We start from the raw sequence: 24,542 nt of genomic DNA, 5'->3' as shown, positions 1-24,542 counted from the left end.
TCGATGCCGGTGCGGACCCGCCCTCGGCGACGGTAAGACCACGCCACGCGCTCACCGTGCAGGGCCGCCAGGTTCTGAGCTTAACGCCACCACGGACGAGCAGACAGGATCACAGCACTCCGGCAGCCCCGGGTTCACACCGCTGTGGCACCGAACGGTGACGAGTTCGGCGAAACCTACACCGAGGTCCGGCACATGCCGGCCCTTACGTATACCGGGCGTCGGCCGGGTACCGGGGGAAGCCGTCGCCAGCCGCGCGCCAGTCGGCCAGCCACCGCTCGGTGCGTTCCGTGCCCTCGGCCCGCAACGCCGCCAGGTGCCGTGGACTCCGGTCGAGTTTCGAGGCGTGGTCCAGCGTCCACGCCGAGTCCCGGCTCATCTTGATCGTGCGGACCACGACGGTCTTGCGGTCCGTCAGGGGCGGGGCGTCGTTGCCGTACTTGTCGATCCACCGGTTGACGGTGAGGATGTGGTCGAGTTCCTGGTTCAGCGACAGGTTGCCGGCCAGATCGTTCTCCCGGTCGCGGATCTCCTCGAGACGGACGCGCAACGAGGTCGGCGAGTACTCCTGCGGGTTGATCCGCACCACCCAGATCTCGTCGGGCTTGTCGTCGCGGGTCTCGGTGTCCAGCAGGTCCCGCACCGGCGGGTTCTGCGAATGCAGGCCGTCCCAGTAGTAGCCGGTGTGCCGGACGGTGGCGCCTCCGTCCGCGGTGGAGAACTCGAGGTTCTCGATCGGCTGCGCCGGCAGCAGCAGGTCCTGGAATCCGAGGTACTCCGGGCGGGCACCCACCGATCCCAGGCCGAGCAGCCCGAGGCGGCCCGCCGCGGCGTACGGACTCGATTCGGGAAGGGCCACGCCCGCGGCCTTCCAGCGCAGCAGCACCTGCCCGGCCAGGTTGTGCAGCGTCTCGGCGGGGTTGGTCGCCGCGAACACGGTCCACAGGTGGTCGAGTCGTTCGACGGCCTTGTCGACGGTGCCGCAGTCCGGGTCGGATCCGTTGGGGGCCAGGCCGTACCAGGTCGCCGGCGCGCACAGCGCGCCGGCGGACGTGCCGCTGAGCGAGACCAGGTCGAAGGAGGTGCCGCCGTCGGCGTCCCATCACTGCTCGGCCCGCAGAATCGAGGTGAGCGCGCCCCACGTGAAGGCGACGTGCGTGCCTCCACCCTGACAGGCGATGGCGATCTTCTTGCGCCGCAGGGACTGCACCGACACGTTGATCCTTCCGGTGGGGACGTCGCGCTGATCGTGTCCCATCTCCGGCCGCCTGTCCGCGCGGGCGCGGCGGTCGCTCGCCGGCCCCTCCCGCCACGCCCGGCGGGAGGGGCCACGCTCAGCGGCGTTCCGTCAGGCTCGAGTCGAGCATCCCGTGCCGCGAGCACCGGGCCCACCAGCCGTCGGGGGCGACCTGCACGATCATCCGGCGCCCGCACTGCTCGCAGAACCGGGGCGGCTCGAGACCGAGCCGGGCCGCGGCCGGGACCGGGGCGTCCTCGTCGACGGGCCGGCCGGTGAACGGGTTGAACACGCCGGCCGCCTAGAGGGTCTCGCCGAGCGCCTTGATCGGCATCTTCAGCTCGCCGAGCAGGTCGAGGTCGGACTCGGCCGGCCGGCCGAGGGTGGTGAGGTAGTTGCCGACGATGACGGCATTGATGCCACCCAGGATGCCCTGCTTGGCGCCGAGGTCGCCGAGGGTGATCTCACGGCCGCCGGCGAAGCGCAGGATGGTGCGCGGCAGCGCGAGCCGGAACGCGGCAACGGCCTTGAGCGCCTCCGCCGCCGGCAGGACCTCCAGATCCCCGAACGGGGTGCCCGGGCGCGGGTTGAGGAAGTTCAGCGGCACCTCGTCGGGCTCGAGCGCGGCCAGGTCGGCGGCGAATTCGGCACGCTGTTCGAGGGTCTCCCCCATGCCGAGGATGCCGCCGCAGCACACCTCCATGCCGGCCTCGCGGACCATCCGCAGGGTCTCCCACCGCTCCTCCCAGCTGTGGGTGGTGACGACCTGCGGGAAGAAGGAGCGGGCGGTCTCGAGGTTGTGGTTGTAGCGGTGCACTCCCATCGCGGCGAGCTGGTCGACCTGCTCCTGGGTGAGCATGCCGAGTGAACAGGCCACCTGGATGTCGACCTCGTTGCGGATCGCTTCGACCCCGGCGGCGACCTGGGCCATGAGCCGCGCGTCGGGCCCTCGGACGGCGGCGACGATGCAGAACTCGGTGGCCCCGGTCTTGGCGGTCTGCTTGGCGGCCTCGACGAGGCTGGGGATGTCGAGCCATGCCGAGCGGACCGGGGACGCGAACAGCCCCGACTGGGAGCAGAAGTGGCAGTCCTCGGGGCAGCCGCCGGTCTTGAGACTGATGATGCCCTCGACCTCGACCTCGGGGCCGCACCAGGTCATCCGGACCTCGTGGGCCAGGCCGAGGAGCTCCTCGAGCCGCTCGTCGGGCAGCCGCAGCACCTCGAGTACCTGCTCACGGTCGAGTCCCTCGCCGCGCCCCAGCACCTGTTCGCGGGCGAGGGTGAGGATGTCGGCACGGGCGGGGGCCTGGGTCACGGTCGTCTCCTGGAGGGTGCGGGTCACGGCGAACTTGAACACCGTTCACTTGAACGCCGTTCAGGCTAGGGTGGCGGTGGTCTACTGTCAACGCGACGGATGGTCGGGAATCAGGTACGACGGGAGCGAACGGTGCAGTTGCGACGCGGCGACGTCCTCGACGGCGCGATGGCGATCCTCGACGAGTACGGCCTCGGCGACCTGACGATGCGCAAGCTCGCCACGTCGCTCGGCGTCCAGCCCGGGGCCCTGTACTGGCACTTCCCCAACAAGCAGACCCTGCTCGGCGCGATGGCCGACCGCATCCTCGACGGCGTCGACGCCCCCTCCACCGCCCCCGCCTGGGACGGCGCACTCACCGAACTCGCGCACCGCTTCCGCGCCGCCCTGCTCGCCCACCGCGACGGCGCGGAACTCGTCGCCGCGACCTACGCGTCGCGCCTGACCACGTCGCGCGTGCGGGAGGCGTTCGTCGCGGCGGGCCTGCGGGCGCGGCTGTCCCGTGCCCACGCCGAGCTCGCCGGGTTCGCGCTGCTGCACTACGTCCTCGGCCACACCGTCGACGAGCAGTCCCGTCTGCAGCTCGCCGAACTCGGGGCGCTGACCCGCAAGCCCGTCTCCCCCGACGTGTCCACCGAGGCCGCGGCCGGCTCGGACGACGACCTGCTCGACGGGGATCCGTCCGTGCGGTTCGACTTCGGCCTGACCCTGTTCGTCGACGGCATCCGCAGCCGCCTGCGCGACGGCGACCCCGCCCCGTTGGGACCGAATGTCACACCGGTGCAACCCAACTGAACGAATGTGACATTCGGCCACCAGGACGGACGGGGGTCGGCCGGGCGGTGGCCTACTGCCGCCGAGCCGAGCGGGTGGGTCAGCGCCGGAACAGCTTGTTGCCGAGCCAGACGATCGGGTCGTACCGGCGGTCGACGACACGTTCCTTCATCGGGATCAGCGCGTTGTCGGTGATGTGGATGTTCTCCGGGCACACCTCGGTGCAGCACTTGGTGATGTTGCACAGGCCGAGTCCGTGCTCCTCCTGCGCGGCGGTGCGCCGGTCGGCCACGTCGAGCGGGTGCATCTCGAGTTCGGCGATCCGCATCAGGTACCGGGGACCGGCGAACGCCTCCTTGTTCTCCTCGTGGTCGCGCACCACGTGGCAGACGTTCTGGCACAGGAAGCACTCGATGCACTTGCGGAACTCCTGCGACCGCTGCACGTCGATCTGCTGCATCCGGTACTCCCCCGGCGCCAGGTCGGGCGGGGGCGCGAACGCCGGGATCTCCCGGGCCTTCTCGTAGTTGAAGGACACGTCGGTGACCAGGTCGCGGACCACCGGGAAGGTGCGCAGCGGGGTCACGGTGACCACCTCGTCCTCGGCGAAGACCGACATCCGGGTCATGCACAGCAGCCGCGGACGGCCGTTGATCTCCGCCGAACAGGACCCGCACTTGCCGGCCTTGCAGTTCCACCGCACCGCCAGGTCGGGAGCCTGGGTGGCCTGCAGCCGGTGGACGATGTCGAGGACGACCTCGCCCTCGTTCACCTCGACGGTGTAGTCGCGCAGTTCGCCGCCACCGCCGTCGCCGCGCCAGATCTTGAATGCCGCCCGGTACCCCATGGCTACGGCCTCCGTCCCGGATGCTCCGCGAGTTCGTCGTCGGTGTAGTACTTGGCGAGTTCCTCGAAATCGAACAGCGCCAACAGATCCGGTCGCATGGGCACCTGCTGTTCGGGTGCCACCGTGACCTCCGGGATCGACTCGCCGCCACCGTCCGTGCGGCACACCAGCAGCGTCCGGCGCCAGTTCGGGTCCATCGTCGGATGATCGTCGCGGGTGTGCCCGCCGCGACTCTCGGTGCGCAGCAACGCCGCCCGGGCCACGCACTCGCTCACGAGCAGCATGTTGCGCAGGTCCAGGGCGAGGTGCCAGCCGGGATTGAACTGCCGGTGCCCCTCCACGGCGACGTTCCGGATCCGCGCACGCAACGCGCCGAGGTCGTCGAGGGCACGGGCGATCTCGTCGGCGCGCCGGATGATGCCCACCAGGTCCTGCATGGACTGTTGCAACCCGGTGTGCAGGGTATAGGGGTTCTCCGCCGTCGCGGGCTCGGCGGGATCGAACGGGGCCAGCGCCGTGCGCGCCGCGGCCGTGACGTCCGCCTCCGCGACGTGCGGACGGCGTCCGAGGCCCTGCACGTAGTCGGCGGCGCCGAGGCCGGCGCGCCGGCCGAACACCAGCAGATCCGACAGGGAGTTGCCGCCGAGCCGGTTCGACCCGTGCATGCCGCCCGAGCACTCGCCGGCGGCGAACAGGCCGGGCACGGACGCGGCACCGGTCTCCGGATCGACCTCGATGCCGCCCATCACGTAATGGCAGGTGGGGCCGACCTCCATCGCCTCCGCGGTGATGTCGACATCGGCGAGCTCCTTGAACTGGTGGTGCATCGACGGCAGCCGCCGGACGATCTCCTCGGCGGGCATGCGCGAGGCGATGTCGAGGAACACCCCGCCGTGCGGGGTGCCGCGACCGGCCTTGACCTCGGAATTGATGGCGCGGGCGACCTCGTCGCGCGGCAACAGGTCCGGGGTGCGGCGGTTGTTCTCCTGATCGGTGTACCAGCGGTCGGCCTCCTCCTCCGTCTCCGCGTACTGGCCTTTGAACACCGGCGGGATGTACGAGAACATGAACCGATCGTTCTCGGAGTTCTTCAGCACCCCGCCGTCGCCGCGCACCCCCTCGGTGACGAGGATGCCCTTGACGCTCGGCGGCCACACCATCCCGGTGGGGTGGAACTGGACGAACTCCATGTTGATCAGGGCGGCCCCGGCCCGCAGCGCGAGAGCATGTCCGTCGCCGGTGTACTCCCACGAGTTCGACGTCACCTTCCAGGATTTGCCGATCCCGCCGGTGGCGAGGACGACGGCGGGCGCCTCGAACAGCACGAACCGGCCGGACTCGCGCCAGTACCCGAATGCACCGGCGATGCGGCCCTCGGCGTCCTTCAGCAGTTCGGTGACGGTGCATTCGGCGAACACCCGTACCCGGGCGTCGTAGTCGCCGGTGGCGGCGTGGTCCTCCTGCTGCAGGGACACGATCTTCTGCTGCATCGTGCGGATCAGCTCCAGGCCGGTGCGGTCACCCACGTGGGCCAGCCGAGGATAGGTGTGACCGCCGAAGTTGCGCTGGCTGATCCGGCCGTCGGGGGTGCGGTCGAACAACGCACCGTAGGTCTCGAGTTCCCATACCCGGTCGGGCGCCTCGCGGGCGTGCAGTTCGGCCATGCGCCAGTTGTTGAGGAACTTCCCTCCCCGCATGGTGTCCTGGAAGTGCACCTGCCACGAGTCGTGCGGGTTGGCGTTGCCCATCGCGGCGGCGCACCCGCCCTCCGCCATGACGGTGTGCGCCTTGCCGAACAGCGACTTGCACACGACCGCGACCCGCAGTCCGCGCTGACGCGCCTCGATGACGGCGCGCAGCCCCGCTCCGCCCGCGCCGATGACCACCACGTCGTAGCTGTGCCGTTCGACGTCCGCCATCCAGTCCTCCTTCGCTGCCGAGCCGGCCCGTGGCCGGCACCCGGGCCGTCGTCGTGGCTCAGCCGACGAACCGCAGGTCCGAGATGGTTCCGCTCGCCACGAGCATGATGTAGAAGTCCGTGAGCATCAGGGTGCCCAGCGTGGTCCACGCCAGCTGCATGTGCCGGGTGTTGAGCCGGGAAACCGACGTCCAGATCCGGTAACGCAGCGGGTGTTTCGAGAAGTGCTTGAGCCGGCCGCCGGTGACGTGCCGGCACGAGTGGCACGAGACGGTGTACGCCCACAGGAGCAGCACGTTCCCCACCAGGATGAGGTTGCCGAGGCCGAAGCCGAACCCGCCGCCGGAACCGTGGAACGCGACGATCGCGTCATAGGTGTTGATCGCCGAGATGACGAGCGCGACGTAGAAGAAATAGCGATGCGAGTTCTGGATCAGCAGCGGCAGCCGCGTCTCCCCCGTGTACCGGGCGTGCGGCTCGGCGACGGCGCAGGCCGGCGGCGCCAGCCAGATCGAGCGGTAGTAGGCCTTGCGGTAGTAGTAGCACGTCAGCCGGAATCCGAGCAGGAACGGCAGCGACAGGAACGCCAGGGGAATCCACATGGGCAGTTCGCCCACCCACGTCCCGAAGTGCCGGGCGCCGGGCACGCACGACGCGCTGACGCACGGCGAGTAGAACGGCGTGAGGTAGTGGTACTCCTCCACCCAGTACGCGGTGCGCACGAACGACCGGATCGTCGCATAGACGACGAAGACGGCCAGCCCGAGCGTGGTGAGCACGGGCGGTTGCCACCACCGGTCGGTGCGTAGCGTGCGCGCCGCGATCCGGGCCCGCGTCGAGGACCGGACGCCGGCGCCTGCCGCGGGGGCGCTCACCGCGAGCCGTGCAGGCCGCCGAGCCCCTCGTCGTCGCAGTCGACGCCGCGGAAGATCTCGTCGTACGGGGTGTCGGGGATCGGAATCCGCTCGCCGGCCGGCCGGGACGTCTCGCGCGGCGGCGAGGCCGCCAGATCCTGCGCGTCGATGTCGAGCCGGTCCACGTCGTTGATCAGGCGGCGCACCGCAGCGGCGTCGCCGTACCTCGACCGGAGCGAGGTCAGGCAGTGCCGAAGGTGACCGATGGTGCGGTGCAGTTCCTGCATTTCGGTGGTGGGCATTCGTACCTCCGAGAGGGCGGTCGGCACGTCGACACCTGCCGACTCGATGTGACAGCTCTCACAGTACGACATTCGCGCGGCGACGCACGCGAATCCGGCGATCGACGCGTAAACGCCCTGCCGAGCGGCCGATCCGCCCCGGATCCGGACATTTCAGTCCAGGAAATGTGAAATCTTTGCTACAGGTTTCGAAAACCGCGCATCCGGGAAAGCTTTGGTGCCACTGTGAAAACAGCTCGCGCTGAAGAAAGTAAGGACCGAGAACGTCATGCAGACCACCTTGTTCGCCTCCGCCGCCTCCCGTCGCGCCACCGCCTCCGCCGGCTCGGCCATGAGCACCGAGGAGATCAAGCGCCGCATCGAGGCGATGTTCGCCGAACCACGCACCGACGAGCGGTCGGCCGGCACCGGGCACGCATGAGGTCGACGACGTCGATGTGGAAAGCAGGGGATCAGATGAGTTCAGGATCGATCGAAGGGGTACCGGCCGGCGAACTGCTGATCGTCGGCGACTGCTCCCGGGTGCTCGACGGCGCCCGCGGCGCCGAGCTGCGGACGTGGGCGCGTCGCCACGGCCTCGGGCTCACCGACACCTTCACCCCGGATCGGGTGGTGTGCGCGATCGTCACCGAGGAGGTGCTCGACGGCGCCTGCTCTCCCGTCGAGGCGATGACGATGCAGTCCGTGCGCGCCGCCGGCATCCCGTGCGTCTGCGTGCACGATGCCCCCGAACGGATCCTGGAGACACTCGCCGAGCACGACCTGCTCGGCGACACCGTGACCCGGTCCCGCACGGACGTCACGGTGCCCGCCGGGACCGTGTGCACCTCGGTGTTCGCCCTGAGCGGTGGCACCGATGCCCGCCGGGACCCGCAACCGGCCTGAACTCCGTCCACGAAATCGACTCCGGCCCCGGCGCTTCGTGCGCCGGGGCCGGAGTCCGTTCGGTCGAGCAGCCGTCGGGTGAGCCGGCGATGCTGCCGCGGCGGCCGGATCAGCCCGAGAAGGCCGAGGCCTCGTGCGGCAGGTGCCAGCGCATCGCCACCACGGTGCCGTCGGGATTGACGGCCAGGTCGGTGTCCGCGGCCAGGTTCCGGATCAGCGCCAGTCCGTGCCCGCGCGAACTCCCGGCCGTCGGCGTGACCGATTCCCGCCAGTGCCCGTGGTCGGTGACGACGATCTCGACGCACCGGTCCTGAGGCGAGTACTTCGCCTCGAGGTCGACCGTGCCGTCACCGTCGGCGTAGGCGTGCTCCACCGCGTTCGCGAGCGCCTCGTAACTGGCCAGCAGCACGTCCTGGCCGCCGAACTCGGCGAGCCGCAGGCCGCTGAGCCAGCGGTCGAGAGCCTGCCGCAGCATCGTCACCTGCGAGGCCTCGGCGCGGACGCCGCGGTAGTACAGTCCGGTCGTCAGAAAGGCTGGCGCTACGCCTCGCGTCTGCATCCTCGTTCCCTCGTCGTCGACAGGTCCCCGACCGGTCCGTCTCCCGCGTACCAGGTTCCCGCCCGGCTCACGCCTCCGTGCCGGCCTAGGTCGGCTCATGCCTCCGTGCTCATGCCTCCGTGCCGGCCTTGTCGGCCTGCAGGGCGGCCAGCGCCTCGTCGAGGCGGCTGTGGATCGGGAACACCTCGTCGAGCCCGAGCAGCGTCAGGGGCCGCGCGGTGGCCGAGCCCTGCGCAACGACCGCGTAGGGGATCGTGCCGGCGGTCTTCTTCGACAGGTCCACCAGCACGGCGATGCCCACCGAGGCGAGGAAGTTGACGGCACCCAGGTCCACGATCAGACCCCGGCACTTGTCGTTGCCCAGAGTGGCGACGGCTTCCTCCTCGAGCTGCGGGGCGCTGACCAGATCCACGTCACCGGCCACCGACAGCACCGCGATGTCGCCGCTCCACGCCTGGGAAACGGCCATGATCGGCTGTTCGGAAGTCGCTTCGTTCATATGTCCATCATGCAAGACTCTGTCCTCCTGTGCGATAGCGGGTCCGATCCGGGGGATCGGAAGTCAACGGGGTACACCTACGGCGAGCAGGGCGATGTCGTCCTGCGCCCGCAGGCGGGGAATCAATTCGGAAAGCTCGGCGACGAGGCGGATCGGGTGGCGTCCGGCACTCGGGCGGAGAGGAATGCGACGACGTTCTCCTCCCCGAAGATCTCCGGTCGTCACCGAGGTGGAACACGTCGTAGAAATTGCCGCCGCCCTGCTGGGAGGACGCCGCGTGATAGTGGCACGCGAGCTCGATGCCCTCGATGGCCGGCAGCGACGGCGGCAGCACGGTCCGCTGCAGAGTCGTGGCGAGTTCGGCGAGCACGTGCCGGTCGCGCTCGACCTGCAGCCGCGGGTCCCGTTCGGCCCGGACGGTGGTCAGCGCCGACAACCGCAGCTCCAGCAGGTCCATTACCACCGACGCGAGGTCCTCGAGGACGGACAGGTCCGCAGGGGAGGCCTCCCGGGGCCGGGTGTCGAGGACGTCGACCGTGCCGAGCCGGTAGCCGTCCGCGGTGGTGATGGGCGCGGCGGCGTAGAACCGCACCCCCAGCTCGCCGTGGACGAGGGGATTCTGCGCGGTCCGCGGGCCGGTCCGGGCATCGGCCACCACGTAGGAGCGGTCGCAGAGAATCGCCGAGGCGCACAGGCCCGGGGCGCGGTCGATCTGCCGCACTCCCTCGAGTCCGTGGGCGGCCTTGAACCAGATGCGGTCGTCGTCGACGATCGTCACCGTGGCGATCGGGGTGCCGAACCAGGACGCAGCGAGCCGGGCGACCCGGTCGAACGTGCCGTCGGCCGGGGTGCCGAGAATGCGGTAGCGGGAGACGGCCCGCATGCGGGCAGTCTCCCACTGCTGGTGATCGAGCACCGTCATCGCTTGCGCTGTCTCCTACACCGACTTCCGGTCCTGCCTCGGTCGGTGAAACGCAACAGTCGACACCCAACGCGACGAGCACTGCGTAGCACTGACGTAGGGACGCGTAGTCGGAACGCGCACCTCACAGGCACTACGGCTGGTGTCTCAACCGCATCGGACACCCTACCCGAACTTGTCGTCTTCGCACATTCGTTCACCTGCGGGAAGCGTGCCGGGGCGCCGACCGCGTGCCGCGACGGGCGGCGTCAGGATCGAACCGGCAGCCCGATCCGGTCGGCCGGTAGCCAGCGTGCGGCCTGCTCGCCGAAGGCCACGGCGTCGAGGACGCCACTGCCCGCCGGGATGCGCCCGACGACCGGCACGCCGGTCACCGCGGGCAGGTCCTGCAGATTGCACCGCTCGACCAGACCGGGCTGCCCCGGCCACGCGCCGATCACCAGGCCCGCGCACTCGACGCCGCCGGCCTGCAGCGCGGCGACGGTCAGCGCGCTGTGGTTCAGGGTGCCCAGGGCGGGGGCCACCACCACCACGGTGGGGGCGCTCAGCGCGGCGGCGACCTCGAGGAGGGTGAACCCGTCCGCTCCCAGCCGGACGAGGAGCCCGCCGGCACCCTCGACGAGCACCAGGTCGTACGCGTCCGCGAGTGCCCGCACGGCGGTGACGACGTCGGGCAGGCACAGCGGTGGCCGGCCGCTGCGCCGCGCCGCGGTGTCCGGTGCGAGCGGCTCCGGGTAGCGGGCCAGTTCGACGGTGTGGACCCGGTGCCCGGTGAGCCGGGCGATCTCGGCGAGGTCGCCGGGTGCGTCGTCGGCGACGCCGGTCTGCGCCGGTTTGCACACGGCGACCCGCAGGCCCGCCGCGGCGGCCACGGCGGCGTACGCCGCCGTGACGACGGTCTTGCCCACGTCGGTGGAGGTGCCGGTCACACACAGGACGGTCATGCGCGCGCCCCGGCCAGCACGTCGGTAAGGACGCTTTCGACGCGGGCGAGCTCGTCGGCGTCGAGATTCGCGCGCGCGGTCAACCGCAGCCGGGACGTGCCCTCGGGGACGGACGGCGGCCGGAAGCAGCCGACGTGGACGCCCAGGCTGCGGCACGCCTGGGCGGCGTCGAACGCGACCTGCGGATCACCGAGGATCACCGAGACCACCGCCGACGTGGGGGTGGCGACACCGGTGATCCGGGCCAGGTCGGCGGCCCGCTCGAGCACGGCGGTGGCCCGTTGCGGCTCGTCGCGCAGCACGCGCAGCGCACCGCGGGCGGCGCCGACGGCCGCGGGCGCGAGGCCGGTGTCGAAGATGAAGGTGCGGGCGGCGTCGATCAGGTGGGCCCGCACGCGGGTGTCGGCGAGGACCACGCCGCCCTGCGAGGCGAGGGACTTCGACAGCGTGGCGGTGACCACGACGTCGGGTTCGCCGGCCAGACCCGCCTCGTGGACGAGTCCGCGGCCCCCCTCACCGCGGACTCCGACTCCGTGGGCCTCGTCGACGAGCAGCAGCGCGCCGTGCGCGCGGCACGCCGCATGCAGTTCCGGCAGCGGCGCGAGGTCTCCGTCGGCGCTGAAGACGGAGTCGGTGAGCACGAGGGCGCGCCGCTCGGTACGGGTGGCGAGGGCCGTCCGCACGAAGTCGACGTCGGCGTGCGGGGCGATCTGCACCCGTGCGCGGGACAGTCGGCATGCGTCGACCAGGGACGCGTGGCAGCCCGCGTCGGAGACCACGAGGGTGTCGCGGTCGGCGAGGGCGGTGACGGCGCCGAGGTTGGCGGCGTAGCCGCTGGCGAACACGAGGCCGGACTCGGCGCCGGTGAATTCGGCGAGTTCACGCTCGAGCAGTTCGTGCTCGCTGGTGGTGCCCGTGACGAGGCGGGATCCGGTGGCGCCGCCGCCCCATCGGCGCAGCGCGGCGGTCGCGGCGGCGAGGACCTCGGGATGCCGGACGAGACCGAGGTAGTCGTTGGAGGCGAGGTCGACGGTGCCCGGTGCCGGGGTGCGCGGATGCAGCGTGCGGCGCAGGCCCGCCGCGCGACGGGCGTCGGCGACGTCGTCGAGCCACTGGAGACTGGCGAAGGCGGTCATGTCGGCAGACCATACCTGAACACTGTTCAAGTCACGTTCCCGGCGGCTGATTCCGCACCGTGCAGTGGCCGCCGCTCCGCGACTTCCCCGCTCGTGACCGGCGTGCCGGGCGGATCAGGCCCGGGCCGCGGCGCACATCCCCGCGGCGATCCGCTGCACGTCGTCGGCGCTGCAGACGTACGGCGGCATCGCGTAGATCAGGTTGCGGAACGGGCGCAGCCACACACCGGCCGCGACGGCGGCCGCCGTCGCGGCGCCCATGTCCACCGGCCGGTCCAGTTCGAGCACGCCGATGCCGCCGAGCACCCGCGCGTCCACCACGCCCGGCAACTCCCGCGCCGGCGCCAGGCCCGCCTCGAGGCCGGCGGCCAACGCGGCCACCTCGCCGCGCCAATCCCTCGACAGCAGCAATTCCACGGCAGCGACGGCAACCGCGCACGCGAGCGGATTGCCCATGAACGTCGGGCCGTGCATGATCCCGCCGCCCTCCCCCGCACTGACGACCTCGGCGACGGCCGACGTGCACAGCACCGCGGCCAGGGTCAGATAGCCACCGGTCAACGCCTTGCCGACGCACATGACGTCCGGCGCGACGGCCGCGTGGTCGGCGGCGAACAGCTCCCCGGTGCGGCCGAAGCCGGTGGCGATCTCGTCGAAGATCAGCAGCAGGCCGTGGGCGTCGCACATCCGGCGCAGCTCGTTCAGGTAGCGAGGGTCGTGGAAGCGCATCCCGCCCGCCCCCTGGACCACCGGCTCGACGATCACGGCGGCCAGCTCGTCCGTGTGGGCCTCGAGCCGCGCTTCGAACTCGGCGACGTACGCCGGATCGAACTCGCGGGGCGGCGCCGGCGCGAACACCTGCCGCTGCAGCACGCCGGTCCACATCGAGTGCATGCCGCCCTCGGGGTCGCACACGCTCATCGGCGCGAACGTGTCGCCGTGGTAGCCGCCGCGCCACGTCATGAGCCGGTGACGACCCGGCCTGCCGGCCGCACGCTGATACTGCAGTGCGAGTTTGACCGCGACCTCCACCGACACCGACCCGGAATCGGCGAGGAAGACCTTGTCCAGACCGTCGGGGGTGATCGCCACGAGCAGCTCCGCGAGTCGCGCGGCCGGCTCGTGGGTGAGGCCCCCGAACATGACGTGGCTCATCCGGCCCAGCTGCTGCGTGACCGCCGCGTCGAGGACCGGGTGGCGATATCCGTGCACGGCGGCCCACCACGAGCTCATGCCGTCGACGAGCTCCCGGCCGTCGGCCAGCCGCAGCCGGGTCCCGTGCGCCTCGTCGACCACGAGCGGCGCGGTCGATGCGGGGACGGCTCCGTAGGGGTGCCACAGGTGCGCCGCGTCGAGCGCGGCGACCCGGTCGGGACTCAGACGACGAACGGTCACGGGGATCGACTGTAGGCGTCCCTGCCCCGGGGCCGATCGTCGCCTGTGCCGGGGCGGCGTGCTCGCCCCGTACGCGACCGTCGATCCGGTTAGGGTTGCGGTCATGGAACCCACCGAGCCGAGCACGTCCACCGAGGCCCTCCCGGCCGACATCCCGGTGTGGCCGGGGAGCGCATATCCGCTCGGCGCGACCTACGACGGGGCGGGCACGAACTTCGCCCTCTTCTCCGAGGTCGCCGAGAAGGTCGAATTGTGCCTGATCGCCAAGGACGGCACCGAGACCCGCGTGCCGATCGAGGAGGTCGACGGCAACGTCTGGCACGTCTACCTGCCCACGGTGACCCCCGGCCAGCGCTACGGCTACCGGGTGTACGGCCCCTACGATCCGGCGCAGGGCCTGCGCTGCGATCCGAGCAAGCTGCTGCTCGACCCCTACGGCAAGGCCTACGACGGCGCGTTCGACGGCGATGCGTCCCTGTTCTCGTACGCGATGGTCGGAGCCGAGGAGGCACCGTCCGAACCGGAGCAGTCGGCAGCAGCCGAGGAGGCACAGTCGGAACCGGAACCGGCGGCCGACGCCGCGGAGGACGCCGGCGCCGAGGACACGGCCGGTGCCGCCCCCGACGAGGCGGTCGACTCGGACGGGAGCGAAGGCGACGGGACCGGGGACGACTCGGAGCCCGAGTCCGCCCCCGAGCCCGCCGCGCCGGCGAATCCTGATTTCCCGCAGCTGGATTCGCTCGGGCACACGATGACGACCGTGGTGATCAACCCGTTCTTCGACTGGGCCTCCGACCGGCACCCACGCCGGCCCTACTACGAGACCGTCATCTACGAAGCCCACGTGAAGGGCATGACCGCGACCCATCCCGGCGTGCCGGAGCAGCTGCGCGGCACCTACGCCGGACTGGCACACCCGGTGATCATCGAACACCTGCAGAGCCTCGGGGTCACCGCGATCGAACTGATGCCGGTGCACCAGTTCATGCACGATCAGGTCCTGCTGGATCGCGGGTTGCGGAACTACTGGGGCTACAACACCTTCGGCTTCCTGGCCCCGCACCTGGACTACTCGTCGGCCAGCAACCCGAGCGGCGTCGTCGCCGAGTTCAAGGCGATGGTGCGCGCCTACCACGAAGCAGGCATCGAGGTGATCCTCGACGTGGTCTACAACCACACGGCGGAGGGCAACCACCTGGGACCGACCATCTCCTTCCGCGGCATCGACAACGCCGCCTACTACCGGCTGGTCGACGACGACAAGTCCTACTACATGGACTACACCGGCACCGGCAACAGCCTCAACGCCCGCCACCCGCACACCCTGCAGCTGATCATGGACTCGCTGCGCTACTGGGTGACCGAGATGCACGTCGACGGCTTCCGCTTCGACCTGGCCTCCACCCTGGCCCGCGAACTGCACGACGTGGACCGACTGTCCGCGTTCTTCGACCTGGTGCAGCAGGATCCGATCGTCTCGCAGGTCAAGCTGATCGCCGAACCGTGGGACGTCGGCGAGGGCGGCTACCAGGTCGGGAACTTCCCCGGTCTGTGGACCGAATGGAACGGCAAGTACCGCGACACGGTCCGGGACTACTGGCGCGGCGAACCGGCCACGCTCGGCGAGTTCGCCTCCCGGCTCACCGGTTCGTCGGACCTGTACGAGGCCACCGGCCGCCGCCCGAGCGCCTCGATCAACTTCGTCACCGCGCACGACGGCTTCACCCTCGCCGACCTCGTCTCCTACAACGAGAAGCACAACGACGCCAACGGCGAGAACAACATGGACGGCGAGTCGCACAACCGTTCGTGGAACTGCGGCGCCGAGGGCCCCACCGACGACCCGGAGGTGCTGGCGCTGCGGCAACGGCAGAGCCGCAACATCCTGGCGACGCTGATGCTGTCCCAGGGCACCCCGATGATCGCGCACGGCGACGAGTTCGGGCGCACGCAGCAGGGCAACAACAACGTCTACTGCCAGGACAACGAGCTGTCCTGGATGGACTGGTCGCTGGCGGAGACGAACGCGGACCTGCTGGACTTCACCCGCAACGTGATCGCCCTGCGCCGGTCGCACCCGGTGTTCCGGCGGCGGCGGTTCTTCGAGGGCCGGCCGATCCGCAGCGGCGAGCAGTCCCGCGACATCGCGTGGCGCACCCCGGCGGGCGAGGAGATGACCCCGGAGGACTGGGACAGCGGGTTCGGCAAGTCGCTGTCGGTGTTCCTCAACGGCGAGGGCATCCACGAGCCGAACCAGCGCGGCGAACGCGTCGTCGACGATTCGTTCCTGCTGTGCTTCAACGCCCACGACGAGCCGATCGACTTCGTCACCCCCGACGGCCCGCACGCACAGGAATGGTCGGTGGCGCTGGACACGGACGTGCCGGCCGGACTGCGCGAACAGGTCGTGACCGCCGGGGAGTCGGTGCGGGTGCAGGCCCGTTCGCTGCTGGTGCTGCGGAGGACCGCATGAGCCCGCGCCCGGTGTCGTCGACGTATCGGCTGCAGCTCACCGGCGACGGGACGACCTTCGCGGACGCGATCGCGCTCCTGGACTACCTCGAGGCGCTCGGTGTCTCACACGTGTACCTGTCCCCCGTGCTCAGCGCCGCGGCCGGCTCGACCCACGGCTACGACGTGGTGGACCCGACCACGGTGTCGGCGGCGCTCGGCGGCCGCGAGGGCCTCGAGGCCCTCGCCCGCGAGGTCCGCTCCCGCGGAATGGGTCTGCTGATCGACATCGTGCCCAACCACGTCGGCGTCGGCGATCCCCGCGAGAACCCGTGGTGGTGGGACGTGCTGCGGCACGGCCGCGACTCGCGGTACGCGACCTACTTCGACGTCGACTGGGCCGCGGACAACGGCACCGACGGCCGGATCGCCCTGCCCGTGCTGGGTTCGGCGGCCGACGTCGGGGAGCTGACCGTCGACCGCACCGGCGACGAGCCGATGCTGGCCTACTACGAGCGGCGCTTCCCCGTCGCCCCGGGCACCGACGCCGGGACCGGAGCGGAAGTACATGCGCGGCAGGCGTATCGGCTGGTGCCGTGGGACAGCGGACTGATCGGGTACCGCCGGTTCTTCACCGTCGACGACCTCGCCGCGGTGCGGGTGGAGGATCCCACGGTGTTCGACGCGGTGCATGCCCAGGTGGCGTCGTGGATGGACGACGACCTCACCGACGGCGTCCGCGTGGACCATCCGGACGGCCTGGCCGACCCGACCGGCTACCTGCGGCGGCTGCGTGGACTCGTCGGCCCGGACCGGTGGCTGGTGATCGAGAAGATTCTCGGCGACGGCGAACCGCTCGACCCGACCCTGCCCGTCGACGGCACCACGGGCTACGACGCGCTCGGCGAGGTCGGTGCGGTGTTCCTCGATCCGCGGGGCGAGAAGGACCTGAACGCGCTCTCGCTCGACCGCACCGGCACCCCAGGCGACGCGGAGTGGCTGCACGCGCAGGAGAAGCAGATCAAGCGCGCGGTGCTGCAGGCGGGGCTGGCGCCGGAGGTGCGCCGGCTGGTGCGGGCAGTGCGGCGAGATGCCGCCGATGCGACCTACCCCGACGAGCGGCTGCGCGACGCGGTGATCGCGGTGGCGGCGGAGCTGCCCGTGTACCGGTCGGACTACGCGCCGCTGGGCGGGATGCTGCCCCGCATCCTGGGTGAGCGCGCCCGCGCCGACGCCGCGCTCGAACCCGCCCTCGAGGTGCTGGCCCGGTCCCTGGCCCGCGGCGGCGAGGCGGCGGCCCGCTTCGGCCAGGTGTGCGGCGCCGCGACGGCGAAGGCCGTCGAGGACTGCCTGTTCTACCGGGCGGCGCGGCTGGTGTCGCTGCAGGAGGTCGGTGGCCACCCGGGACGGTTCGGGTTGCCCGTCGCCGAGTTCCACCTGGCGTGGGCGGAGCGGGCGCGGTGGTGGCCGCGGGCGATGACGTCGCTGTCGACGCACGACACCAAGCGGGGCGAGGACGTCCGCGCCCGCATCGGGGTGCTCTCCCAGGTGCCCCAGCTGTGGGCGGCGTGCCTGTCCGAATGGGAATCCGTCGCCCCGCCGCCGGACGCCGCCACCGGGCTGTTCCTGTGGCAGAACCTGTTCGGCGCGTGGCCGCGCGACGGGGTGGTGACCGGGGAACTGCGGTCGCGGCTGCGCGAGTACGCCCGTAAGGCGTTGCGGGAGAACGGCTTGCGCACCACCTGGACCGAGGTGGACGAGGAGTTCGAGGGCGCGGTGGCGGCCTGGCTCGACGCGGTGTGCGACGGGCCGGTCGGCGCGTCGCTGACCGAGTTCGTCTCGTCCCTGACCCCGCACTTCTCCGCGGATTCGCTCGGGCAGAAGCTGCTGCAGCTGCTCGGACCCGGCATCCCCGACGTGTACCAGGGCACCGAGCTGTGGGAGGACTCGCTCGTCGACCCGGACAACCGGCGGCCCGTGGACTTCGCCACGAGACGCCGGCTGCTCGCACAGGACGCGCCGCCGGCCGTGGACGACGCCGGCACCGCGAAGCTCGCCGTGGTGCGGACGGCGCTGCGACTGCGCCGCGAGCGGCCGGCGAGCTTCGTCGGCGGGGCCTACGTTCCGCTGTCCGCGTCGGGCCCGGCCGCCGGTCACCTGATCGGGTTCGGGCGCGGCCCGGCGGCCGACGAGGTCGACGTGGTGGCGCTCGCGTCGCGGCACACTGTCACGCTGGAGGAAACCGGGTGGGGCGACACCACGCTCGACCTGCCGCCGGGGCTCTGGGTGGATCGGCTCACCGGGCGGCGGCTGTCGGGAACGGTGTCGCCGGCGGAGGTGTTCGCGGATCTTCCCGTTGCGGCGCTGGCTCGCGACTAGGACTTCTCCTCCCTCGTGACACCCTCGGCCGGCGTCGCCGGCCGAGGGTGTCACGCGGCGCCGTCGAGGCGGGCTCCGCACCGCTAACGCAGGCGCAGCAGGACCAGGGCCAGGGCCGTGCCGTCCTCGCCGAGCTCCGCGGCGTATCGGCGGATCACGCTCATGTCGTGGGCGTGGGTGACGCGGGGCGCGCCCGTCCCGACCCGGAGCTGCCCGATCCGTCGCTCGAGCGTGATGCGGCGCCGCACCACGGCGAGGATCTCGGCGTCGAGGCCGTCGATGTCGGCGCGCAGACGGGGCAGTTCGGAGTCGGTGGTGCCTGGTTCGGCAACGGCGGTCATGATGCCTCCCTTCGGAATTCGTCGTGTTCGCTGCATCGATACTCCCGCGTCGGAGCGACGGGAAACAGCCACCCCAGGGGGCTGATTCGCCACCCTGCCGGGGTCACGGTCACCGGCACGCCGACGGATCCGGTCGCCGACGGATCGGTCACAGTGCCCGCCGGTAACCCCGGACCACCGGCACGGCGCACACCGCGAGCAGGGCGACCGACCAGGCCACGGTGCGCAACAGCGGTCCCTGGACGGCGCCACCGAGGGCGAGCGCCTGCATCGTCTCGACGGCACTCGTCATGGGCTGGTTGCGGATCACCGGCGCGAGCACCTCCGGGTACGCACCGATCGGCACGAAACCCGGGTTGAAGAACAACATCAGCGTGCACAGCAGCGAGATCGATTCGATGACCACGGTTCTCGCGGCCATGAGCGCGGCCGCGGTGACCAGCGCGGCGAACGCCACCCCGAACAGCACCGGCACCGCGAGGAAGCCGATCGCGGCGAGCGGGCCCCGGTGGAAGCGGAAGCCGAGGACGAAGCCGGCGGCGACGATGACGACGGTGGTCACGGCGATGCGCACCGCCTCGGCGAGGAAGCGCGACGCCAGCGCCGAAGCCCGGTGGACGGGCAGCACCCACAGCCGCGCGGGCAGCCCGGCCTCGCATTCGCGGCCGAGCGTGACGGCGCCGGCCAGCGAGCCGAGCAGGGCGCTCATCACGACGACCATCGGCACCGTCCCGTACAGGGCGTCGTGCCCGGCGAACGCCGAGACCTGCCGGCCGAGGACCGCCTCGAGCATGAGCAGCAGCAGCACCGGGTAGGCGATGCTCTGCAGCATCGTCATCGGATCCCGGCGCCACCGGGTGAGCAGACGCCCCGCCTGCAGGCAGGTGTGTCGCACGAGAGCGGGTACCGAGTTCTCGGGTGCGGTCACGGTGGTGCTCATCGCTGTCTCCGATTCGTGCGGGTCGCCAGGGGGACGACGACCAGAAGGATCCCGCCGAGCCACAGCAGCGATGGCGTCAGCGCGGCGGCGGTGGCGGTGCCGTCGGCGAGACCGCGCAGGCTCGACGCGAACTGTGAGACGGGCTGGTTGCGGACGAACGGCTGGATCCAGGCCGGGAACTGGTCGATCGGGACGAAGCCGCAGGAGAGCATCCCGAGCACGAGCTGCGGCAGCATCAGGGCCTGGGTCGTGGCCTCCGGGCTGCGGAACAGGGTGCCGATCACGTCGGCGCCGAGGGTGAGGACCATTCCGACGGTGAGCGCGAGTGCGCAGAACCCGACGGCGGCGGTGGTTCCGGCGAACCGGAACCCGATCACGTGCCCGCATGCGATCGCCGCCGCCAGCGACAGCGTGCACTTGACGGCGCTCGCCGACAGGCGCGCGGCGAGCGGCACGGCCGCCGCGATCGGCATCGTCGCGAAGCGGCGGTCGATGCCGTGCACCGCGTCGGTCGCGGCCAGGAAGGCGGCGGAGATCGCGGTGAAGGACACGGCCTGCAACGCGATCAGCGGCATCAGGAACTGCCCGTAGGCGACGGTTCCGCCGGTGAACAGGGCGATCACGCGTTGCAGCGGCACGTAGAACCCGACGGTGAACACGAGCGGCGCGACGAGTGCGGTGACGAGTTCGCCCCCGCGGATCGCCGGGACCAGGGTGCGCACGGACAGCACCCACCACTGGTAGAGCGGCGAGGGAACCGGTGCGACGGACGTCGTGGTCATGCCACCACCTCGAATCGCGGCCGGGCGGCGGTGAGGGCGAGGAAGACCTCGTCCAGCGACGGTCGCCGCAGCGCGATGTCGGAGACGGCGACGCCGTGGGCGGCGACGGCCGTGGCGACCTGCGCCAGGGTGCCGGCGCCGTGCGGGGCGGGGATCGTGACGCGGTCGGCGGCGACCTCGATCGCCGCGGCGGGCGCGAACCGGCCGAGCACGTGCGCCACGGCCGGCACGTCGGCCACCCGCACCGGGACGACCTCGCAGAAGGTCGCGCCGACGCGCTGTTTCAGCTGGGCGGGGGTGCCCTCGGCGACGACGGTGCCCCGGTCGATGACGACGATCCGGTCGGCGAGCAGGTCGGCCTCCTCGAGGTACTGGGTGGTGAGCAGCGTGGTGACGCCCTGGGACTTGAAGCCGGCGATCAGGTCCCAGACCCGTTGGCGGCTGCGCGGATCGAGCCCGGTGGTCGGCTCGTCCAGGAACACCACCTGGGGCGGGACGACGAGCCCGCAGGCGATGTCGATGCGGCGGCGCATGCCGCCGGAGTACTTGCCGACCCGCCGGTCGGCGGCGTCCTCGAGGTCGAACTCGGCGAGCAGTTCCCGCGCGCGGGCGCGGGCCGCGCGGCGCCGCAGCCCGAGCAGCCGGGCGAACAGGACCAGGTTCTCGAAGCCGGTGAGCATGTCGTCGAGGGCGGCGTACTGGCCGGTGAGCATCACGGCGCGGCGCACCCCGGCCGCGTCGGCGACGACGTCGTGGCCGGCGACGACGGCGCGCCCGGAATCCGGCCGCAGCAGGGTGGACAGGATGTTCACGGTGGTGGTCTTTCCGGCGCCGTTGGGGCCGAGGACGCCGAGGACCTCACCGGCCTCGGCGGTGAAGCTCACGCCGCACAGGGCCGGGACCGGCCCGAAGCTCTTGGTGACGGCGTCGACGAGGACGGCTGGGGTCGAGGGGGACATGGTGCTCCGTTCGGAAGGGGTGGACTGCGGGATCAGGACGCGGCGAGGTACCGGTCGTCGCCGAGGTGCCGATCGAGCACCGCGGCCAGGGCGGGCACCGCGTCGGGTGCGGTCATCCGGTCGTGCGCGACGTCGAGCAGGTGGTTGTGCATCGCGCCGGTGACGTAGGGCCGCCAGCCGGCGAAGCCCCCGGCGTGGTGCGTCTTGTCGGCCGTCGCGGTGACGAAGACGAGATCGCCGTCGTAGAGCGGTGGCCGGTACCCGGCGAGCAGCGACGCCGAACCGTTGTAGGCGGCGGTCATCCGGTCGAGGTGACCGGCGTCGACGGGGGCCCCGGTGTGGGTCCGGATCAGCGCGGCGGCCTCGGCGGCCGTCAGCGCCGGATCGGCGTCGGGCAGGCCCAGCGACGAACCGAGGGTGGCGACGAGTTCGCCGACCGTCAGCGGGTCCGGCGCGGCGACGTCGCGGGCGATCAGGTCCGCGTCGAGCAGCGCGAGCAGCGCCACCTCCTCGCCGGTCTCACGCAGCCGCGCGGCGACGGCGTGCGCGATGAATCCGCCGAGGGACCAGCCGAGCAGGTGGTACGGGCCGGTGGGTTGGACCGCGCGGATCTCGTCGACGTACCGCTCGGCGTACGCGGCGATGGTCTCCGGGGCGTCCTCGAGGCCGTCGAGGTGCGGGGACTGCAGTCCGTACACCGGCCGCCCGGGGGCGAGTTGCGCGGCGAGCCCGGCATAGGACCAGGCCAGTCCGGCCGCCGGATGCACGCAGAACAGCGGGGCGCCGTCGCCCTCGGTGCGCAGCGGCAGCCGCACCGCGAACGGCGAGTCGGGCTGCCCGGCGGTGTCCGGGTCCTCGATGCGGGCGGCCAGGGCCGCCGGGGTGGGCGCCGAGAACAGCTGGATCACCGGCACGGCGGTCCCGAGGGCGGCGCCGAGCCGATCGCAGACGCGGGTGGCGTCGAGGGAGTTGCCGCCCAGGTCGAAGAACGAATCGTCGATCCCGACCTGCGCGAGGCCGAGCACCTGCGCGAACGCCGCCACCACCGCCTCCTCCGTCGGTGTGCGCGGGGCGCGCCCCGACCCGGCCGTGAACACCGGCTCGGGCAGCGCCGCCCGATCCAGCTTGCCCACCGGGGTCAGCGGCACCTCGTCGAGCACGACGACCGCCGCCGGCACGAGATGGGCGGGCAGCAACTCGGCGACCCGCGCCCGCAGCGACTCGGCCTCGACCTCGCAACCCGGCGCCGCCAGCACGTACGACACCAGTACCGGCGACCCGGCCGGACCGGTCCGGCCCACCGTCACCGCATAGTCCACCTGCGGCAACCCGGCCAGCACCGCATCGATCTCCCCGACCTCGACCCGCATCCCGCGCACCTTGACCTGATGATCACCCCGGCCGAGGTACTCGAGTTCGAGCCCGCCCCCGGCCCGCACCCACCGCACCAGGTCGCCGGTGCGATACATCCGCGCCCCCGGCCGATCGGGGTGCGCCACGAACCGGCCCGCGGTCAACCCCGCCCGCCCGTGGTAGCCCCGCGCCAGCCCGTCCCCGGCCAGGTACAACTCCCCCACCACGCCCACCGGGGCCGGCCGCAACCGCCCGTCGAGCACCAGCGGCGTCACCCCGCGCACGGCCGAGCCGATCGTCACCGCCCGTCCCGGCGTCAGTGCCGCCGAGGCCGTCGCCCAGATCGTGGCCTCCGTCGGCCCGTACAGGTTCAGCATCGTCCGGCCCCCGGCGAACCGGTCCACCAGCTCGGTTCCGACCGCCTCCCCGGCCACTGCCAGCACCTCGACCGACGTCAATGCCGCCGGCTCCAGCGTCGACAACGCGGCGGGGGTGACGACGAGGTGGCTGACCCGGGCCGCGCGAAGCCGGTCGGCGAGTTCGGCGCCGCCGACCACCGTGGGCGGTACGACCACGAGCCGCGCGCCGACCGCGAACGCGGCGAGCTGTTCGAACACCGCGGCGTCGAAGCTCGGCGAGGCGATGTGCGCGATCCGGGCCTGCGCGGTCAGCGCCAGGGTTTCCCGCTGCGCGGCAACGAGGTTGCCCAGTCCGCGGTGGGTGACCGTGACGGCCTTCGGGGTGCCGGTCGAGCCGGACGTGTAGATCAGGTAGGCGGGATCGTCCACGTGCACGGCCGCGGCGCGCGGCCGCTGCGGGACGAGCGCGAGGCGCGTGTCGGCGTCCGGGCCGTCGAGCACCAGCCACCCGAGCGAGCCGGGCAGGCGATCGTGGTGCGCGGTCACGGTGATGCCCAGGACGGCGCCGGAGTCGGCGAGCATGTACTCGATCCGTTCCTGCGGGTGCCGCGGGTCGACGGGCACGAACGCCGCTCCGGTCCGTGCGACCGCCCAGACCGCGAGCACCGATTCGAACGATCGGGTCAGTGCCAGGGCGACGAGGGTGCCGGGACCGGCGCCGCGCGCGGTGAGCGCGTCGGCGAGCCGCGTCGCGCGGGCGTCGAGCTCGCGATAGGTGACCTGCCGGTCGTCGGTGACCACGGCGACGGCGTCGGGTCGCGCGGCCGCGGCGGCGTGCAGCAGCTCGGGCAGGGTCACCGGGGTGACGGGCTGCGGGCCCGCGCTGGTGCGCAGGTCGTCGGCCTCCTGCGCGTCGAGCAGGTCGACGTCGCCGATCGCGGCGTGCGGGTGCTCGGCGACCGCCGTCAGCAGCCGGCCGAAGCGGGCGGCGAGGGTCCGCGCGGTGACGTCGTCGAACAAGTCGGTGGCGTAACCGAGTGTCACCTCGAGACCGGCGGGTTCGCCGTCGGCGGTCGTGCGTTCATGCAGTGTCAGGCTCAGGTCGAAGGGTGAGGCCTCGTGGGCGACGTCCTGCAGCTCGATGCGCAGGCCCGCGACCTCGAGCTCCGGCTCCTCGAAGTTCGCCAGCGCGAGCGAGACCTGGAACAGCGGGTGGTGCGCGGTGGACCGGGCCGGGCGCACCGCCTCGACCACCTGGTCGAAGGGCAGGTCGGCGTGGGCGAAGGCGGCCAGGTCGGCCTCGCGCACCTGCGCCACCAGGTCGGCGAAGGCGACGTCCGGGCGCACCGGGGTGCGCAGGACCACGGTGTTGACGAACATCCCGACCAGGT

Annotated in this window: 24 protein-coding genes; 5 read left to right on the top strand and 19 right to left on the bottom strand. The window is 71.8% G+C overall.

The annotated features are described in order from the left end of the window. Positions 1-205 precede the first annotated feature (205 nt). The 4 genes from G6038_RS18130 to bioB all read right to left on the bottom strand — a co-directional run bounded on the left by G6038_RS18130 (position 206) and on the right by bioB (position 2,552). On the bottom strand, positions 206-937 hold the full coding sequence (locus G6038_RS18130; RefSeq protein WP_206025040.1) for a hypothetical protein: 732 nt from the start codon (positions 935-937) through the stop codon (positions 206-208). A 165-nt stretch (positions 938-1,102) separates the two neighbouring features. Further along, entirely contained in the window at positions 1,103-1,258 is a 156-nt protein-coding gene (locus G6038_RS30955; RefSeq protein ID WP_206025038.1) for a hypothetical protein, read from the bottom strand. Between the two features lie 76 nt (positions 1,259-1,334). Further along, complete coding sequence (locus tag G6038_RS18125) at positions 1,335-1,529, bottom strand: hypothetical protein (RefSeq protein WP_165039194.1); 195 nt, start codon at positions 1,527-1,529, stop codon at positions 1,335-1,337. 9 nt (positions 1,530-1,538) lie between these two features. Further along, positions 1,539-2,552 carry a biotin synthase BioB gene (bioB, locus tag G6038_RS18120; protein WP_165039193.1) on the bottom strand — a complete coding sequence of 338 codons (1,014 nt, stop codon included), beginning with the start codon at positions 2,550-2,552 and terminating at the stop codon, positions 1,539-1,541. 132 nt (positions 2,553-2,684) lie between these two features. Between bioB and G6038_RS18115 the strand changes: the two genes are divergently transcribed. Further along, entirely contained in the window at positions 2,685-3,347 is a 663-nt protein-coding gene (locus tag G6038_RS18115) for a TetR/AcrR family transcriptional regulator C-terminal domain-containing protein (protein ID WP_165039192.1), read from the top strand. A 79-nt stretch (positions 3,348-3,426) separates the two neighbouring features. Here G6038_RS18115 and G6038_RS18110 read toward each other — a convergent pair whose 3' ends face one another. From G6038_RS18110 to G6038_RS18095, 4 genes are read right to left on the bottom strand one after another with little or no spacing between them, the layout of a single operon-like run. Then, entirely contained in the window at positions 3,427-4,173 is a 747-nt protein-coding gene (locus tag G6038_RS18110; RefSeq protein ID WP_006946166.1) for a succinate dehydrogenase/fumarate reductase iron-sulfur subunit, read from the bottom strand. 2 nt (positions 4,174-4,175) lie between these two features. Further along, entirely contained in the window at positions 4,176-6,092 is a 1,917-nt protein-coding gene (locus G6038_RS18105; RefSeq protein WP_165039191.1) for a fumarate reductase/succinate dehydrogenase flavoprotein subunit, read from the bottom strand. 58 nt (positions 6,093-6,150) lie between these two features. After that, a complete protein-coding gene (locus tag G6038_RS18100) occupies positions 6,151-6,966 on the bottom strand; it encodes a hypothetical protein (protein WP_165039190.1) in 816 nt (271 codons plus the stop codon). Then, positions 6,963-7,247 carry a hypothetical protein gene (locus G6038_RS18095; RefSeq protein WP_165039189.1) on the bottom strand — a complete coding sequence of 95 codons (285 nt, stop codon included), beginning with the start codon at positions 7,245-7,247 and terminating at the stop codon, positions 6,963-6,965. Before G6038_RS18095 ends, G6038_RS18100 begins: the two co-directional genes overlap by 4 nt. 268 nt (positions 7,248-7,515) lie before the next feature. Between G6038_RS18095 and G6038_RS18090 the strand changes: the two genes are divergently transcribed. Further along, positions 7,516-7,668: a hypothetical protein gene (locus G6038_RS18090; RefSeq protein ID WP_165039188.1), complete on the top strand. Its 153-nt coding sequence runs from the start codon at positions 7,516-7,518 to the stop codon at positions 7,666-7,668. 35 nt (positions 7,669-7,703) lie between these two features. Next, on the top strand, positions 7,704-8,132 hold the full coding sequence (locus G6038_RS18085; protein WP_165039187.1) for a hypothetical protein: 429 nt from the start codon (positions 7,704-7,706) through the stop codon (positions 8,130-8,132). A 109-nt stretch (positions 8,133-8,241) separates the two neighbouring features. Here the strand turns inward: G6038_RS18085 and G6038_RS18080 are convergent, their stop codons facing one another. The 6 genes from G6038_RS18080 to G6038_RS18055 form a co-directional block, all read right to left on the bottom strand. After that, complete coding sequence (locus tag G6038_RS18080) at positions 8,242-8,691, bottom strand: ATP-binding protein (RefSeq protein ID WP_165039186.1); 450 nt, start codon at positions 8,689-8,691, stop codon at positions 8,242-8,244. Between the two features lie 109 nt (positions 8,692-8,800). Beyond that, positions 8,801-9,190 (bottom strand): STAS domain-containing protein, encoded by a 390-nt coding sequence (locus G6038_RS18075; RefSeq protein ID WP_165039185.1) that lies wholly within the window; start codon positions 9,188-9,190, stop codon positions 8,801-8,803. Positions 9,191-9,197: 7 nt separating this feature from the next. Further along, the gene (locus tag G6038_RS18070) at positions 9,198-10,112 is read right to left on the bottom strand and encodes a GAF domain-containing protein (protein WP_206025034.1); all 915 of its coding nucleotides are present in this window, start codon (positions 10,110-10,112) and stop codon (positions 9,198-9,200) included. A gap of 248 nt (positions 10,113-10,360) precedes the next feature. After that, on the bottom strand, positions 10,361-11,056 hold the full coding sequence (gene bioD / locus G6038_RS18065; protein WP_165039184.1) for a dethiobiotin synthase: 696 nt from the start codon (positions 11,054-11,056) through the stop codon (positions 10,361-10,363). Beyond that, complete coding sequence (locus tag G6038_RS18060; protein WP_165039183.1) at positions 11,053-12,192, bottom strand: 8-amino-7-oxononanoate synthase; 1,140 nt, start codon at positions 12,190-12,192, stop codon at positions 11,053-11,055. The genes bioD and G6038_RS18060 overlap by 4 nt, the downstream gene beginning before the upstream one ends. 114 nt (positions 12,193-12,306) lie before the next feature. Continuing rightward, positions 12,307-13,587, bottom strand: a complete 1,281-nt coding sequence (locus tag G6038_RS18055) for an adenosylmethionine--8-amino-7-oxononanoate transaminase (protein WP_165039182.1) — start codon at positions 13,585-13,587, stop codon at positions 12,307-12,309. 103 nt (positions 13,588-13,690) lie between these two features. Between G6038_RS18055 and glgX the strand changes: the two genes are divergently transcribed. Both glgX and treY read left to right on the top strand, forming a co-directional pair. Then, entirely contained in the window at positions 13,691-16,060 is a 2,370-nt protein-coding gene (glgX, locus tag G6038_RS18050; protein WP_165039181.1) for a glycogen debranching protein GlgX, read from the top strand. Further along, positions 16,057-18,417: a malto-oligosyltrehalose synthase gene (gene treY / locus G6038_RS18045; RefSeq protein WP_165039180.1), complete on the top strand. Its 2,361-nt coding sequence runs from the start codon at positions 16,057-16,059 to the stop codon at positions 18,415-18,417. Before glgX ends, treY begins: the two co-directional genes overlap by 4 nt. An 83-nt stretch (positions 18,418-18,500) precedes the next feature. Here treY and G6038_RS18040 read toward each other — a convergent pair whose 3' ends face one another. From G6038_RS18040 to G6038_RS18020, 5 genes are all read right to left on the bottom strand, one after another. Beyond that, positions 18,501-18,758: a chorismate mutase gene (locus G6038_RS18040; RefSeq protein ID WP_165039179.1), complete on the bottom strand. Its 258-nt coding sequence runs from the start codon at positions 18,756-18,758 to the stop codon at positions 18,501-18,503. 148 nt (positions 18,759-18,906) lie between these two features. Continuing rightward, a complete protein-coding gene (locus G6038_RS18035; RefSeq protein ID WP_165039178.1) occupies positions 18,907-19,698 on the bottom strand; it encodes an ABC transporter permease in 792 nt (263 codons plus the stop codon). Then, positions 19,695-20,480, bottom strand: a complete 786-nt coding sequence (locus G6038_RS18030; RefSeq protein WP_165039177.1) for an ABC transporter permease — start codon at positions 20,478-20,480, stop codon at positions 19,695-19,697. The genes G6038_RS18035 and G6038_RS18030 overlap by 4 nt, the downstream gene beginning before the upstream one ends. Beyond that, the gene (locus tag G6038_RS18025) at positions 20,477-21,439 is read right to left on the bottom strand and encodes a daunorubicin resistance protein DrrA family ABC transporter ATP-binding protein (protein WP_006935398.1); all 963 of its coding nucleotides are present in this window, start codon (positions 21,437-21,439) and stop codon (positions 20,477-20,479) included. Before G6038_RS18025 ends, G6038_RS18030 begins: the two co-directional genes overlap by 4 nt. Before the next feature lie 32 nt (positions 21,440-21,471). After that, on the bottom strand, positions 21,472-24,542 hold a 3,071-nt coding region (locus tag G6038_RS18020; protein ID WP_165039176.1), incomplete at its 5' end, for a non-ribosomal peptide synthetase.

This window comes from Rhodococcus sp. 14C212, from assembly GCF_011058195.1.
GTDB classification, from domain to species: Bacteria; Actinomycetota; Actinomycetes; order Mycobacteriales; family Mycobacteriaceae; genus Rhodococcus; species Rhodococcus aetherivorans.
The sequence above is the reverse complement of the archived record's forward strand: the minus strand, read 5'-3'. Positions and strand labels throughout refer to the sequence as shown.

What these genes read in the sequence shown, in the direction of transcription:
- G6038_RS18090 (WP_165039188.1), top strand. Translation starts at nt 7,516, where the DNA reads ATGCAGACCACCTTGTTCGCCTCCGCCGCCTCCCGTCGCGCCACCGCC.
- glgX (WP_165039181.1), top strand. Translation starts at nt 13,691, where the DNA reads ATGGAACCCACCGAGCCGAGCACGTCCACCGAGGCCCTCCCGGCCGAC.
- G6038_RS18095 (WP_165039189.1), bottom strand. Translation starts at nt 7,247, where the DNA reads ATGCCCACCACCGAAATGCAGGAACTGCACCGCACCATCGGTCACCTT.
- bioD (WP_165039184.1), bottom strand. Translation starts at nt 11,056, where the DNA reads ATGACCGTCCTGTGTGTGACCGGCACCTCCACCGACGTGGGCAAGACC.
- G6038_RS18040 (WP_165039179.1), bottom strand. Translation starts at nt 18,758, where the DNA reads ATGACCGCCGTTGCCGAACCAGGCACCACCGACTCCGAACTGCCCCGT.
- G6038_RS30955 (WP_206025038.1), bottom strand. Translation starts at nt 1,258, where the DNA reads ATGGGACACGATCAGCGCGACGTCCCCACCGGAAGGATCAACGTGTCG.
- G6038_RS18030 (WP_165039177.1), bottom strand. Translation starts at nt 20,480, where the DNA reads ATGACCACGACGTCCGTCGCACCGGTTCCCTCGCCGCTCTACCAGTGG.
- G6038_RS18060 (WP_165039183.1), bottom strand. Translation starts at nt 12,192, where the DNA reads ATGACCGCCTTCGCCAGTCTCCAGTGGCTCGACGACGTCGCCGACGCC.
- G6038_RS18070 (WP_206025034.1), bottom strand. Translation starts at nt 10,112, where the DNA reads ATGACGGTGCTCGATCACCAGCAGTGGGAGACTGCCCGCATGCGGGCC.
- G6038_RS18025 (WP_006935398.1), bottom strand. Translation starts at nt 21,439, where the DNA reads ATGTCCCCCTCGACCCCAGCCGTCCTCGTCGACGCCGTCACCAAGAGC.
- G6038_RS18080 (WP_165039186.1), bottom strand. Translation starts at nt 8,691, where the DNA reads ATGCAGACGCGAGGCGTAGCGCCAGCCTTTCTGACGACCGGACTGTAC.
- G6038_RS18075 (WP_165039185.1), bottom strand. Translation starts at nt 9,190, where the DNA reads ATGAACGAAGCGACTTCCGAACAGCCGATCATGGCCGTTTCCCAGGCG.
- G6038_RS18105 (WP_165039191.1), bottom strand. Translation starts at nt 6,092, where the DNA reads ATGGCGGACGTCGAACGGCACAGCTACGACGTGGTGGTCATCGGCGCG.
- G6038_RS18110 (WP_006946166.1), bottom strand. Translation starts at nt 4,173, where the DNA reads ATGGGGTACCGGGCGGCATTCAAGATCTGGCGCGGCGACGGCGGTGGC.
- treY (WP_165039180.1), top strand. Translation starts at nt 16,057, where the DNA reads ATGAGCCCGCGCCCGGTGTCGTCGACGTATCGGCTGCAGCTCACCGGC.
- G6038_RS18035 (WP_165039178.1), bottom strand. Translation starts at nt 19,698, where the DNA reads ATGAGCACCACCGTGACCGCACCCGAGAACTCGGTACCCGCTCTCGTG.
- G6038_RS18085 (WP_165039187.1), top strand. Translation starts at nt 7,704, where the DNA reads ATGAGTTCAGGATCGATCGAAGGGGTACCGGCCGGCGAACTGCTGATC.